The organism is Bradyrhizobium sp. CCBAU 11361, assembly GCF_028128935.1.
Lineage (GTDB): Bacteria > Pseudomonadota > Alphaproteobacteria > Rhizobiales > Xanthobacteraceae > Bradyrhizobium > Bradyrhizobium niftali.
In genome coordinates this window covers 40,873-53,139 of record NZ_LBJZ01000183.1, presented here as the reverse complement: position 1 = coordinate 53,139, position 12,267 = coordinate 40,873, and the positions used below count along the sequence as shown (strand labels likewise).

Here is a 12,267-nt window from a genome sequence, read left to right as displayed (position 1 = left end):
TTAGTGTGACGCCAGTTTCGTTCAACACAGGATTTAATTCGTCGGGCAAAACGTCGGCAGAATGACATCGTCGAGGCGAGTTTGACTGACCCGCACGGAGAGCATCCGCGGCGGGTTTTTTCGTTCTCGATTGCCGAATAGGACGGCGGCAACGCATTGCCGCCACGCACTCGTCAAACATGGAGCGCTGATCGGCGCGCCGTCGTCCGAACCATCGCTGGCCGTGCACGCGCGAACGTGCCGGCCCGCGGCGCTGGGCCAGTTGCTCGCGCCGCTGCGGTCTCCGCGTCTCTGCCAATAATTTCATCCAGGCTGGCTATCGGCTCTATGAGCCCGAGATACCCTGGGCCTGGTCGCATACGCTTTACTGTCGAAAACGGCTGCGCTGAGTTTGGGGGCGCGGCTGTTTCCCGTGATGCGGAACGCGGCGTTCGTGGCCCTTTGTGCGTTTTCAGACGATGTGGCTGAAGCACTTGCGGAGTTGGTGGCGCCGGGCTTTAAGTTTGCTCCTGCAGGAAATTCGGCGACCATAAGCCGATGTAAGGGAGCACCATCGATGTCCACCAAGCCTCAATTGCCGGAACGTTCGTCGCGAGTCACGGGAGGGCCTACGCCGCTCGATGGTCTGCTGGTCGTCGATTTCACCCGCGTGGTTGCCGGCCCGGCCTGCACACAGACGCTCGCCGATTTCGGCGCGCGTGTCATCAAGATCGAGAACCCGGACGGCGGCGACGACACGCGCGCGTATGAACACGCCGAAACCGGCGGCGAGAGCGCCGCTTATCTCAGCCTGAACCGCAACAAGCGCGGTATCGCGCTCGATCTCGCCGTGCCCGAAGCCCGCGAGATCGCGCTGGATCTGATCCGCAACGCCGACGTGGTCGTCGAGAATTTCTCGAGCGGGGTCATGAAGAAATTCGGCCTCGACTACGAAGCGGTCGCGCCGCTCAATCCTCGGCTGGTCTATTGCTCGATTTCCGCCTACGGGCGGACCGGGCCGTTCGCTTCGCGTCCCGGCTTTGATCCGATCACGCAGGCGGAAAGCGGCTTCATGTCGCTCAACGGATTTGCCGACGGTCCTCCAGTCCGCACCGGCCCGCCCATCGTGGATATCGCGACGGGAATGACGGCCTGTAACGCAATCCTTCTGGCCCTGCTGGCGCGCGATCGGCTGGGCCGTGGCCAGCACGTCGAGGTGGCCCTGTTCGACATCGCCATGGCGATGACGAGCTTCTACGGCATGGCCTATCTGATCAACGGTGAGAACCCCGGACGGTTCGGCAATTCGCCGAGCGGGTCTCCCACTGTCGGCGTCTACGAGGCCTCCGATGGACCGCTTTACATGGCCTGCGCCAACGACCGGCTCTATCGCCGGCTGGTCGTCGAGGTGCTGAACCGGCCCGATCTCATCACCGATCCGCAATTTGCGACGCGCAAAGCACGCTCCGAGAACAAGGAGCTCTTGCGGGCGGCCATTGCGGAGGTCTTTGCAAGCGATACTCTTGAGAACTGGATGGCGAAAATGAAGCTGGCCAATATTCCGGTTGGCTATCTCCGCACCGTCGAAGAGGGCTTTAACGCACCCGAGGCCCGCGACCGCCATCGGTTGAGCCGGATTCCGCATCCTACGGCGGCCTGGGTCCCCAACATCGAAACCCCGATTACCATGAGCCTGACCGGCGCGATCGATCCCGTTGCAGCGCCCCTGTTGGGCGAGCATACCGAGAACGTCTTGCGTGACACGCTAGGTTACGACCAGCGCCGGATCGCGGAGCTCACCCAAAGGGGCGTCTTTGGATCAGGCAAGCCCTCGGTTTGAGCCCGGGTGGTTAACCTTGAGGGGCGGGCATTGCGGCGCGCCGACCTCTGCTTCGCGATGCGGCCGTTTGCGGCGTCGCATCCTTTTCAAGCAGCCCGGGGTCAGGGCGAAGACGCGGTGCTAGCATTGCATCGGCTTGATTTGGCGAGGTTCCCGCCGCATAAATGTGGGAAAGCGAGGGATGCGAATGGCGCCTGGTCAAGAACCGAGCGTGGGCCAGCCTGCGGGGCCGGAATCCGGCGAACGCGCCTATGCGGCAATGATCGCGAAGGCTCGAGCGCTCGTGCCACGACTGCGAGAGCGGGCAGCCCGAACCGAAGAGCTGCGCTTCCTTCCGCCCGAGACTGAACGGGATCTGCACGACGCCGGCCTGTTCCGGATGCTCCAGCCCAAGCGCATTGGCGGTGCCGAGCTCGACTATGTCGCCCTGATTGATTGCGCCGATCTGCTCGGACAAGCGGACGCGTCCGCCGCCTGGAATCTCGCCAATCTGGCGAGCCATCACTGGATGCTCGGCATGTTCGAGAAAAAGGCGCAGGATCTGGTCTGGGGCCGTGATCCGGATGCGCTGATCGCATCCTCATTCATCTTTCCTGCGGGCCGCGCCACGAGGGTCGAGGGCGGATACCAACTGCACGGAAGCTGGCCATTTTCCTCGGGCGTTGCGTCCTGCGAATGGAACATGCTTGCAAGCGTGGTTTCCTCTGATGATGAAGCAGACGGCATCGAGTATCGGATCTTTTTGCTTCCGAAACACGACTACAAGGTACTCGACACCTGGAATGTCGCCGGATTGCGCGGTACGGGGTCTTGCGACGTGGAAGTCAGGGAGGCCTTCGTGGCCGACCATATGACGGTTGCCGTCGGAGAGCTTGCCGGCGGCCGGGCGCCTGGAAGCAAGGTCAATCCCAATCCGTTGTATGCGCTACCCGTGTTCTCGCTGTTTCCTTACGTCCTGTCCGGCGTCGCGCTGGGCAATGCGCAGGCGTGCCTGAACGACTATATCGAGGTCGTCCGTCATCGCATTTCCACCTACAACCGCGCCAAGCTGAGCGACTTCCAAAGCACGCAGATCAAGATCGCGGAGGCCTCGGCCAAGATCGATGCTGCGCGTCGGACCATGCGTTCGGCCTGTATCGATGCCATGGAGGACGCACGACGCGGCCATATTCCGGACATAGCGACCAAGACCAGGTACCGACGTGACGGTGCGTTCTCGGTCAATCTATGTACCGACGCGGTCTCAATGCTATTTGCGGCGAGCGGGGCGCGCGGCCTCTTCACGGCGGGCGTGTTGCAGCGGCAGTTCCGCGATGCGCACGCCATCAACTCGCATCTCGCATTCAATTTCGATGCGGCTGGGACCAATTATGGACGCGTGGCACTGGGCCTGCCGTCCGAGAACCTTACGCTGTGAGGCCGGCCGATGAGTGATCTGCCGAAGCAGCCGACCGTTCCCGATCCAGCCAACGAACTCGCAAGCGACAGCTCGTCGATTGACCCCCGCGAGTTTCGCACCGCGCTCGGCACTTACGGAACAGGCGTAACGATCATCACCGCCGCGGCTCCTGATGGAAAGCCCTGTGGCATCACCTGCAATTCCTTTGCATCGGTCTCCTTGAATCCGCCACTCGTTCTCTGGAGCCTCGGAGTTTACTCTTCGAGCCTTGCCGTGTTTCAGAACGCAAGCCATTTTGCCGTTCATGTGCTCTCCGCTTCGCAGCAGGCGCTCGCAAACAGGTTCGCGAAATCGTCCGACGATAAATTCGCTGGCATCGACTGGACGCCGGGGCTCGGCGACGCTCCCGTACTTGCCGAGAGCGTCGCCAATTTTCAATGCCGCTCCGTCAATCGCTATTATGGCGGCGATCACGTGATCTTTCTGGGTGCGGTCGAAGCCTATGCCTACAATGCCAAGGATGCGTTGCTGTTTGCACGCGGGACGTATGGCCGGTTCCTGGCCGACGATGAACGCAAGAAGACACCGTAACGCGTTTCAGGTCGCGCCCGGTGGCTCAATGCTCTGCCGCTGAAAGCTTGTAGATCTCCAGTGCGTCGGCATCCGCGCCTCGCGCGGCTTTGGCCAGTCTGAAGAGCTGTCCCGCAAGCGTAGCCATTGGCACCGGTGTCGACGTCGCCTGCGCGACATCGGCAACCGTATCGAGGTCCTTGAGCATCGTGGCGATATGGCCGAGCGGGGGTGAGTGAATGCCCTGGACCATCCTCGGCACGAACAGCTGAAGTGGGATCGAATCCGCAAATCCGCCCGTGAGCGCTTCGGGCAGCCGATTGGCGTCGATTCCGGCGTTCACGGCAAGGCGTGTTGCTTCCGCGAGAACGGCCATCGCGCATCCGACGATCACCTGGTTACAGAGTTTTGCAGTCTGGCCGGCGCCGGTGGGGCCCATGTGAGTGAACCTAAGGGCCATAGCCAGCACATAGGGCCGCACTCTCTCGATGTCGGCAGCATCCCCGCCGGCCATGATGGCAAGCGTGCCTTCCTCGGCGCCCTTGGTGCCGCCGGACACCGGTGCATCGATCCAGCCCGCGCCGTTCGCAGCTTTCAGTCGTGTTGCGAGGTCGCGCGCGGCGTCGGGATGGATCGACGAGAAGTCGACGACGAGCTTGCCTGCGCCGGGAGCCATTGAAAGACCTTCGGCTCCGAAAATCACCTCTTCCACGGCCGCGGCGTCCGTCACGCACATGAAGACGATGTCCGAGCCTGCCATAATGTCGCGGGGGCTGGCTCCATGCCTTGCGCCGGCTTCGACGAGTGGAGCGACCTTGCCTTCTGATCGGTTCCAGACACTGACCTGATAGCCGGCCTTGAGCAGGCGCCGGGTCATGGGCGTTCCCATGAGTCCAAGGCCGAGATAGCCGAACCGCTCGACGCCTTGCGGGTTTGCCTTGCTCGCATCAGCCATAGGTTGCCTCCTCCTGTCGCAGCACGACGGCGCGCGACCGCCGCTTTACCATACATGGCGCGTCCCGCCGCGAAACCGGACAGCTTGCGTGGCTTGCCTGATTGTTTGAACCATGAAACATTTGCACCGGTCGGGTTGGGTGGCGCCGGTCGGCGCCGGAGCAACGGAGTGGGCGCGATGCGAACGGTTTCGAGGTTGATGCTGGCAACGGGGGCGGTGGCGGCCTTGATTGCGGGCGCAAGCCCCTCACGGGCGCAGCAGACGATCCGCGTCGGATGGACCATCCCGGCCGAGGAATCCAAATACTGGATGATGCGCAGGCCGGCTGAATTCCCCAACCTCGGCAAGACCTACAACATTGAATGGACCCAATTTCAAGGTACGGCGCCGATGACACAGGCATTGGCGGCAGGCGCACTGGATTGCGCGACGCAGGCGCCGCTGTCGCTCTCCAACGGTGTGGTCGGCGGCAATCTCAAGGCCTACATCGTGGCTCAGCACGTCTTCGAGAAGCCTGGCGGTTTCTCGGTCTACTGGGCTGTCATGGATGACTCGCCGATCAAGACCATTGCCGATCTCAAGGGCAAAACCGTCGGTATTTCCGTGATCGGCGGCGGCACGCAAGGGCCTTTCAATCTGCTCCTGAAACAGAATGGCGTCGATCCGGCCAAGGATATCAAGCTGGTCGAGGTCGGCTTTGCCGTCTCCGAGGACACATTGCGCCAGGGCCGCGTCGACGCGGTCAACATGAACCAGCCGTTTGCCGCACGCGCAGAAGCGAAGGGCGGCACAAGGAAACTGTTCTCGCTGTCCCAAGCGATGCCGAACATCGTGCACATCCTGGAAGCCTGCCGCGCCGATTTCGTCGACAAGAACCCGGAGTTGGTCAAAGCCTATGTCCGCGACATCACTTCGGGCATGAAGAAGGCGCTGGCGAACCGCGAAGAGACCCTCAAGGTCGTGTCCGAGGTGCTGAAGGCGCCTGTTCCGGTGCTCGAGACCTACCTGCTCAAGGACAACGACTTTGGTCGTGATCCTGGTGCGGCGCCGAACTTCCCGGCGATCCAGAAGATGCTGGACATCTACGCAGAGACTGGAATGCTGCCGAAGCTGGATGTCGCACAGTTCAAACATCCGACGATCGTCGCACCGTTGCAATAAGTGTTCGCGCCGCCTTTTTTTGAGTGATGCATAGCGATGTCCCGCCGCGTGCGGGACATCGCACGAAGATGATGCAAGTATGAAGAAGTTGCGATCACGGATAACGACCGACGGCCTCGACCGGGCCCCCCACCGCGCATTCATGCGCGCGATGGGACTGGACGATGCGGCAATTGCCAAGCCGATGGTGGGCGTTGTCAGCATGAAGGGCGAGCAGACGCCCTGCAACATGACCCACGACTTCCAGGTGGCCGCAGCCAAGACGGGCATCGAGGAGGCCGGCGGCACGCCGCGCGAATTCTCGACCGTGTCGGTCTCCGACGGGATCAGCATGAATCACGAGGGAATGAAGTTCTCTCTCTTTTCTCGCGAGCTGATCGCCGACTCGATCGAGGCTGTCGTTCATGGTCTCGCCTATGACGCGCTGATCGGATACGGCGGATGCGACAAGACGCTTCCCGGCGTAATGATGGGCATGGTCCGTTGCAACGTGCCGTCCATTTTCATCTACGGCGGCAGTTCCCTGCCGGGGCGCGTGGACGGGCGAACGCTGACAGTGCTCGACTCCTACGAGGCTGTCGGCAGCTTCATGACCGGAGAGATCGACGGCGCCACGCTGGAGCGGATCGAGCGCGCCTGCCTGCCTACGATCGGTGCCTGCGCCGGCCAGTTTACCGCGAACACCATGGGAATGGTGTCGGAGGCGATGGGGCTCACCATTCCCAACGTCTCGATGGTGCCCGGTGTCTACGCCGAGCGCGCGCAGATATCGCGACGCGCCGGGCGGCTGATCATGGAAATGCTGGAACGCGGCGGGCCGCTGCCTCGCGACATCGTGACGCGGAAATCACTGGAGAACGGCGCAGCGATCGTCGCCGCTACGGGCGGTTCGACCAACGCCGCGCTGCATCTGCCGGCGATCGCGAACGAGGCCGGCATCGCGTTCACGATCGATGATGTCGGCGAGGTCTTTGCCAGGACGCCGCTGATCGGAAACCTGCGGCCCGGGGGCAAATATACGGCCAAGGATGTCTACGATGTGGGTGGCGCCGCCGTGGTGATCCAGGAGCTGATTCAAAGTGGTCACATCGATGGTAGCTGCATCACCATCACTGGCCGCACGCTTGCCGAAGAATATGGCAGGGCCAACGCGCCGGACGGTGAGGTCGTCTATGCGGCAAGTGCGCCGATCATGCCGGATGGCGGTGTGGCGGTGCTGAAGGGCAACCTCTGTCCGGACGGTGCGGTCATCAAGGTCGCAGGTTTGAAGAGCCAGTTCTTCGAGGGCGTCGCGCGCGTTTTCGAAGACGAGGAGGCCTGTGTCGCAGCGGTTCGCGACCGCAGCTACAAGGCAGGTGAGGTCCTGGTGATCCGCAACGAGGGGCCGGTCGGCGGCCCCGGTATGCGCGAGATGCTCGGCGTCACCGCGCTGATCTACGGACAGGGCATGGGCGAAAAGGTGGCCCTGATCACCGACGGACGGTTCTCCGGCGCGACCCGCGGCATGTGCATCGGCTACGTGTCCCCCGAAGCATTCGTTGGCGGTCCGTTGGCCCTTGTTCGCGACGGCGACACGATCCGGATTGATGCTGCAAACCGGCGGATGGATATGCTGGTCGACGAGCAGGAGCTCGCGGCGCGCCGACGTGATTGGGAGCCACGCCCGCCGCGTCACCGCGCAGGCGCGCTCGCAAAATATGCGCGACTGGTTGGCCAGGCGCCGGGGGGAGCGGTTACCCATGAGGGGCCGGCAGAATGGCCCTGGTTCGAATGACGCGGCGTACCTGTGCGAGAACGGCCACCTGTCTGGCAAGTTTCTTGCTAAGCTCCTTCCGCTGATGGAGGACATTCAGCAGACAAGTTGCGCGTTCGTGCGCGAGTGAAGTGAGAGACGGGATGAAGGTAGTGCCTTCGAGATCGAGCGAATGGGTGAGACCGGTGACGTCGCAAAAGCCGGCATCTGCGATCATCGAGATCGACCGCGTCTCGCAGGTTTTTCAGACCTCGGCGCGCAAGGATCATTTGGCACTATCGGACATCTCGCTGACGATCGACGAGGGCGCCTTTGTCTCCATCCTTGGTCCGTCGGGTTGTGGCAAGTCGACACTGCTCTACATCGTCGGGGGCTTCGTCAGCCCGACCAGTGGCGCGGCGAAGATCAAGGGACAGGCGATCACAGGACCCGGTCCGGATCGCGGACCAGTATTCCAGGAGTTTGCGCTCTTCCCCTGGAAAACCGTGCTGGGCAATGTGATGTACGGGCCGCGTCAGCAGGGCGTGCGGACGCCAGAGGCCGAAGCGCAGAGCCGGGCGCTGATCGAGATGGTCGGCCTCAAAGGCTACGAGAACTTCTATCCCAAGGAGCTGTCGGGCGGCATGAAGCAGCGCGTGGCACTGGCCCGAACGCTCGCGTACCATCCCGAAGTCCTGTTGATGGACGAACCGTTCGGCGCGCTGGACGCTCACACCCGGACACGCTTGCAGAACGATCTCCTGAACATTTGGGAGCGCGACCGCAAGACGGTGCTGTTCGTCACCCATTCGGTCGATGAGGCCGTCTTCCTGTCGGACAAGGTCGTGATGATGTCGAAATCGCCCGGCCGCATTCGGCAGGTGATCGATATCGATCTGCCGCGGCCGCGTCGCCGCAACGAGCTGTTGCTCGATCCGCGCTACCAGAAGTACGTCGTCGACATCGAGCGCATGTTCGACGAGGTCGACGAGACCGGATCGCCGTCATGACATTGCTGGCTACCTCCGCCAGGCGTGCTGCCCCGGTGTTCGCCTGCATCGGGCTGCTGGCGATATGGCAGGTTGCCTCGCTGGCGCTGAAGAACGACAGCTTCCCGACGGCGATCGAGGCGATCCGGGCGATCCCGGATATTCTCGGCGACAAGGAGTCGCTGATCAACATCCTGGCCTCGCTCCGCCGCATGGCAATCGGGTTCGGTGTTGCAGTGCTTGTTTCGATTCCTCTCGGCCTGCTGATGGGACGCAGCCGTGCGGTTGCGGCCTTCTTCAATCCGCTTCTGATGGTGATCTACCCGGTGCCAAAGGCGGCCCTGATGCCGATCATCATGCTGTGGCTGGGGGTCGGCGATATCGCGAAGACGCTGGTGATCTTCCTCGGCGTCAGCCTGCCCGTGATCTATCATAGCTTCGAGGGTGCCAGGGCGGTCGAAGAGAAGATGTTGTGGTCAGGCGCGGCCATGGGGCTCTCGCCCCTGCAACGCTTGGTCCGGATCGTATTGCCGGCGGCGCTGCCGGAGGTCCTGACCGGCTGCCGCACGGGTTTGGTGCTGGCGCTGATCACGATGATCACCAGCGAGATGATCGCCCGTCAGTCCGGCGCCGGCAACATCCTGTTCAATGCGCTCGACATGGGCCAATACGACACGGTCTTCGCGATGATCATCATCGTGGGGGCGATGGGCATCTGCCTCGACGCGATCTTCGAGCGGGTCCGCGCCAGGCTCGTGCGCTGGTCCGAACCTCAGTTCGACATGCCGTTGAGCTTCTCATGACGCCGCGCATTGTCCCATCAAATGTCTTTCTCGGAGTTGCGCCAATCGTGCTGGTGATCGCGGTTTGGCAAGGCCTGGTGTCATTCGGCTTTGCGCCTGCGGTCCTGCTGCCGCCGCCCGGATTCGTCTTCAGCCGGTTGCTCCAGCAGCTCGTGACCTGGACATTTCAGCAGGAGATCGTGGCAACCCTGATCCGGTTGTTTGCCGGCTTCGCGATTGCGGTCGTGCTCGGCGTCAGCATCGGCATCGCCGCTGCCGCCAGTCCCGCGATCAATGCCGTGGTTCGGCCGATCGTGCGCGTATTGGCTCCGTTGCCAAAGGTTGCGCTCTATCCGGCGCTCCTGCTCCTGCTCGGCTTCGGCCACGGATCGAAGATCACGCTGGTGGCTGCGGATGCGCTGTTTCCCATTCTTCTATCCAGCTACTATGGTGCCTCGACCGTCGAGCAGAAATTGATCTGGTCGGCCATGGCGGCGGGAACGCCGCGCTATGAAATCCTCTTCAAGGTGGTGCTGCCGGCGGCGATGCCGTCGATCCTGACCGGGTGCCGGATCGGCCTTGTCATTTCCTGCATCGTGGTGTTTCTGGCCGAGATGATCACGTCGACGGACGGGCTGGGCCATGCCCTCGTCACGGCGGCCCGGACGTTCCAGGCCGTCGACATGTTCGTGCCGCTGATCACGATCTCGCTGCTGGGTTTGATCCTGAATGCGCTGCTGGGCGCCGTGCGATCGTACCTCCTACGGGGCTTTCCCGAAGCGTGATCTGACGGAACAAGAAACACGATACCGGGAGTGAACCATGCTGGCTGATCGCATCGAGGCAAAATGGATCGACGCATTTTGCGAGATTTTCGAACGATGCGCCGTCAAGGCCGGTGATACCGCGGCGATCCTCTCGGAAACGCAATCTCGTGCGCTGAATGTGCATCTGGCGGAGCTCGCGCTGCTGCGGATGGGCGCGCGGCCATTTCATGTGGTGATGCCGACGCCGCGCAACCGCAATATCGTTCCGGTTCGTTCGACAGGGGCGAGCGAGGCGATCCAGCGGCTCGGCCCGGTGATCAGCGCACTTCAGCAGGCCGGCTTTGTGGTGGATTGCACCATCGAGGGCCTGATGCACGCGGTGGAGACGCCCGAGATCCTCAAGGCAGGCGCGCGAATTCTGGTGATCTCCAACGAGCACCCGGAGGCGCTGGAGCGGATGGTGCCGGACCCCGCACTCGAGAAACGCGTTCGCGCGGCGGCGAAGATGCTGCGCGGGACCAAGCGGATGTGGGTCACCTCAAAAGCCGGCACGGCGCTCGACGTGGACATGGTCGGTGCATCAACGGTTGGCGTATGGGGCTGGACCGACAAGCCCGGCACGCTGGCGCATTGGCCGGGTGGCATCGTCGTCAGCTTTCCCAAGAGCGGAACGATCAACGGCACGCTGGTGATGGCGCCCGGCGACATCAACCTGACCTTCAAGCGCTACCTGACATCCCTCGTGAAGATGACGTTGAAGGACGATTACGTCGTCGAGCTGGAAGGCGAGGGCACGGATGCCGCGATGATGCGCGCCTATCTCGCCGCCTGGGGCGATCGCGAGGCCTATGCGGTCTCGCATGTCGGTTTCGGCATGAATCCGGCCGCGCGCTATGAAGCGCTGTCGATGTACGACCAGCGCGACACCAACGGCACCGAGATACGTGCGGTCTCCGGCAATTTCCTGTTCTCGACCGGTGCGAACGAATTCGCCGGCCGCTACACGGCGGGCCATTTCGACCTGCCGATGATGGGAACCACCATCGAGCTGGACGGCGTCGCGGTTGTGCGGGAAGGCGTGCTTCAGGACGTCTTCGGCTAGTCGCGATCGAGTACTGGCGGGCGAGCCAGCTCGAAATGCCGGAGCAGGTCGACCATGGCCTGAAGCCGCTTTGCGCGATAGGCGTCGACATCGAGTCCGGAATAATCAAGAAAGCCTGCGCCCGTTCGCAGGCCGATCCGGCCTTCGTGCATGTTGCGCGAGATGACGTCCGGCGCGCGATAGCGGTCGCTGCCGAGTGCGCCTTCGAGGTAACGGCTCGCGTAGTAGAGGATATCGCCACCGCCCCAGTCGATGAACTCGAGCAGTCCCAGCACGGCGTAGCGGAAGCCGAAGCCGTAGCGGATCGCCTTGTCGATCTCCTCCGCGCTGGCGACGCCTTCCTCGACCATGCGTGCGGCCTCGTTCATGGCCAGCGCCTGGATGCGCGGGACGATGAAGCCGGGAGTCGCCGCGCAGACCACCGGAACCTTGCCGATGCCTTCAAGCAGCGCCTTGACCGCGTCGATGACGGCGGGATCAGTGGCTTTTCCGGGCGAAACCTCGACCAGCGGGATCAGATAGGCCGGGTTGAGCCAGTGCACGTTGAGGAAGCGGCGTGGGTTCACGATCGCGCCTGAGAGATCGTCGACGAGGATGGTCGACGTGGTCGATGCAATGATCGTGTCCGGCTTTACCTGTCTTGAGGCCGCCCCCAGCACCTCCCGCTTGAGCTCGACGACTTCAGGGACACCCTCAAAAACGATACCGGAATCGGCAAGCACTGCGCCGCTCTGGCTAGCCGCCGCCACCGAGACACGCGCGATGAGCGGATCGACATCTGCCTCGGCCAGCAGTCCCAGGCTCGAGAGGCTCGCAAATGTCTTCCTGACTTCGCCGAGCGCATCCGTTTCCAGCTTGGCGAAGTCCTCGGCGGAACGGGGCTTGATGTCGATCATCGTGACCCTGTGCCCAGCATAGGCGAACGCGACGGCGATGCCGCGCCCCATGCGGCCGGCCCCGAGACAGGCGATGTTGGCGCGATTGGTCATCG

11 protein-coding genes and 1 pseudogene are annotated in these 12,267 nt (G+C 62.8%); 10 read left to right on the top strand and 2 right to left on the bottom strand.

Features of this window, described 5'->3' with window-relative positions; translation table 11 throughout:
- Positions 1–287 precede the first annotated feature (287 nt).
- The 4 genes and pseudogenes from XI08_RS24990 to XI08_RS24975 form a co-directional block, all read left to right on the top strand.
- A pseudogene (locus XI08_RS24990) lies at positions 288–389 on the top strand (GNAT family N-acetyltransferase); the annotation flags it as partial.
- Positions 390–556: 167 nt separating this feature from the next.
- Positions 557–1,819, top strand: coding sequence for a CaiB/BaiF CoA transferase family protein (locus XI08_RS24985; protein WP_271576453.1), 1,263 nt, complete (start codon positions 557–559; stop codon positions 1,817–1,819).
- Positions 1,820–2,006: 187 nt separating this feature from the next.
- Entirely contained in the window at positions 2,007–3,236 is a 1,230-nt protein-coding gene (locus XI08_RS24980; protein WP_271576392.1) for an acyl-CoA dehydrogenase family protein, read from the top strand.
- Between the two features lie 9 nt (positions 3,237–3,245).
- Positions 3,246–3,809 carry a flavin reductase family protein gene (locus tag XI08_RS24975; RefSeq protein WP_271576391.1) on the top strand — a complete coding sequence of 188 codons (564 nt, stop codon included), beginning with the start codon at positions 3,246–3,248 and terminating at the stop codon, positions 3,807–3,809.
- A gap of 25 nt (positions 3,810–3,834) precedes the next feature.
- On the opposite strand, the gene XI08_RS24970 is transcribed toward XI08_RS24975, so the two are convergent.
- Positions 3,835–4,743: an NAD(P)-dependent oxidoreductase gene (locus tag XI08_RS24970; RefSeq protein ID WP_271576390.1), complete on the bottom strand. Its 909-nt coding sequence runs from the start codon at positions 4,741–4,743 to the stop codon at positions 3,835–3,837.
- Between the two features lie 177 nt (positions 4,744–4,920).
- Here XI08_RS24970 and XI08_RS24965 point away from each other — a divergent pair, with 177 nt between their 5' ends.
- From XI08_RS24965 to XI08_RS24940, 6 genes are all read left to right on the top strand, one after another.
- Positions 4,921–5,904 carry an ABC transporter substrate-binding protein gene (locus tag XI08_RS24965; RefSeq protein ID WP_271576452.1) on the top strand — a complete coding sequence of 328 codons (984 nt, stop codon included), beginning with the start codon at positions 4,921–4,923 and terminating at the stop codon, positions 5,902–5,904.
- Between the two features lie 79 nt (positions 5,905–5,983).
- Entirely contained in the window at positions 5,984–7,678 is a 1,695-nt protein-coding gene (ilvD, locus tag XI08_RS24960) for a dihydroxy-acid dehydratase (RefSeq protein WP_271576389.1), read from the top strand.
- A 122-nt stretch (positions 7,679–7,800) separates the two neighbouring features.
- Positions 7,801–8,646: an ABC transporter ATP-binding protein gene (locus tag XI08_RS24955; RefSeq protein ID WP_135174806.1), complete on the top strand. Its 846-nt coding sequence runs from the start codon at positions 7,801–7,803 to the stop codon at positions 8,644–8,646.
- Entirely contained in the window at positions 8,643–9,428 is a 786-nt protein-coding gene (locus tag XI08_RS24950; RefSeq protein WP_027545915.1) for an ABC transporter permease, read from the top strand. Before XI08_RS24955 ends, XI08_RS24950 begins: the two co-directional genes overlap by 4 nt.
- Positions 9,425–10,192 carry an ABC transporter permease gene (locus XI08_RS24945; RefSeq protein ID WP_271576388.1) on the top strand — a complete coding sequence of 256 codons (768 nt, stop codon included), beginning with the start codon at positions 9,425–9,427 and terminating at the stop codon, positions 10,190–10,192. Before XI08_RS24950 ends, XI08_RS24945 begins: the two co-directional genes overlap by 4 nt.
- A 37-nt stretch (positions 10,193–10,229) precedes the next feature.
- Positions 10,230–11,276, top strand: coding sequence for a peptidase M29 (locus tag XI08_RS24940; RefSeq protein WP_271576387.1), 1,047 nt, complete (start codon positions 10,230–10,232; stop codon positions 11,274–11,276).
- On the opposite strand, the gene XI08_RS24935 is transcribed toward XI08_RS24940, so the two are convergent.
- Positions 11,273–12,265: a 3-hydroxybutyryl-CoA dehydrogenase gene (locus XI08_RS24935; RefSeq protein ID WP_271576386.1), complete on the bottom strand. Its 993-nt coding sequence runs from the start codon at positions 12,263–12,265 to the stop codon at positions 11,273–11,275. The two genes, XI08_RS24940 and XI08_RS24935, sit on opposite strands and share 4 nt — an antisense overlap.
- Positions 12,266–12,267: the final 2 nt, after the last annotated feature.

Excerpts from the sequence above, each read along its gene's own strand:
- XI08_RS24985 (WP_271576453.1), top strand. The coding sequence starts at position 557 with ATGTCCACCAAGCCTCAATTGCCGGAACGTTCGTCGCGAGTCACGGGA.
- XI08_RS24980 (WP_271576392.1), top strand. The coding sequence starts at position 2,007 with ATGGCGCCTGGTCAAGAACCGAGCGTGGGCCAGCCTGCGGGGCCGGAA.
- XI08_RS24975 (WP_271576391.1), top strand. The coding sequence starts at position 3,246 with ATGAGTGATCTGCCGAAGCAGCCGACCGTTCCCGATCCAGCCAACGAA.
- XI08_RS24970 (WP_271576390.1), bottom strand. The coding sequence starts at position 4,743 with ATGGCTGATGCGAGCAAGGCAAACCCGCAAGGCGTCGAGCGGTTCGGC.
- XI08_RS24965 (WP_271576452.1), top strand. The coding sequence starts at position 4,921 with ATGCGAACGGTTTCGAGGTTGATGCTGGCAACGGGGGCGGTGGCGGCC.
- ilvD (WP_271576389.1), top strand. The coding sequence starts at position 5,984 with ATGAAGAAGTTGCGATCACGGATAACGACCGACGGCCTCGACCGGGCC.
- XI08_RS24955 (WP_135174806.1), top strand. The coding sequence starts at position 7,801 with ATGAAGGTAGTGCCTTCGAGATCGAGCGAATGGGTGAGACCGGTGACG.
- XI08_RS24950 (WP_027545915.1), top strand. The coding sequence starts at position 8,643 with ATGACATTGCTGGCTACCTCCGCCAGGCGTGCTGCCCCGGTGTTCGCC.
- XI08_RS24945 (WP_271576388.1), top strand. The coding sequence starts at position 9,425 with ATGACGCCGCGCATTGTCCCATCAAATGTCTTTCTCGGAGTTGCGCCA.
- XI08_RS24940 (WP_271576387.1), top strand. The coding sequence starts at position 10,230 with ATGCTGGCTGATCGCATCGAGGCAAAATGGATCGACGCATTTTGCGAG.
- XI08_RS24935 (WP_271576386.1), bottom strand. The coding sequence starts at position 12,265 with ATGACCAATCGCGCCAACATCGCCTGTCTCGGGGCCGGCCGCATGGGG.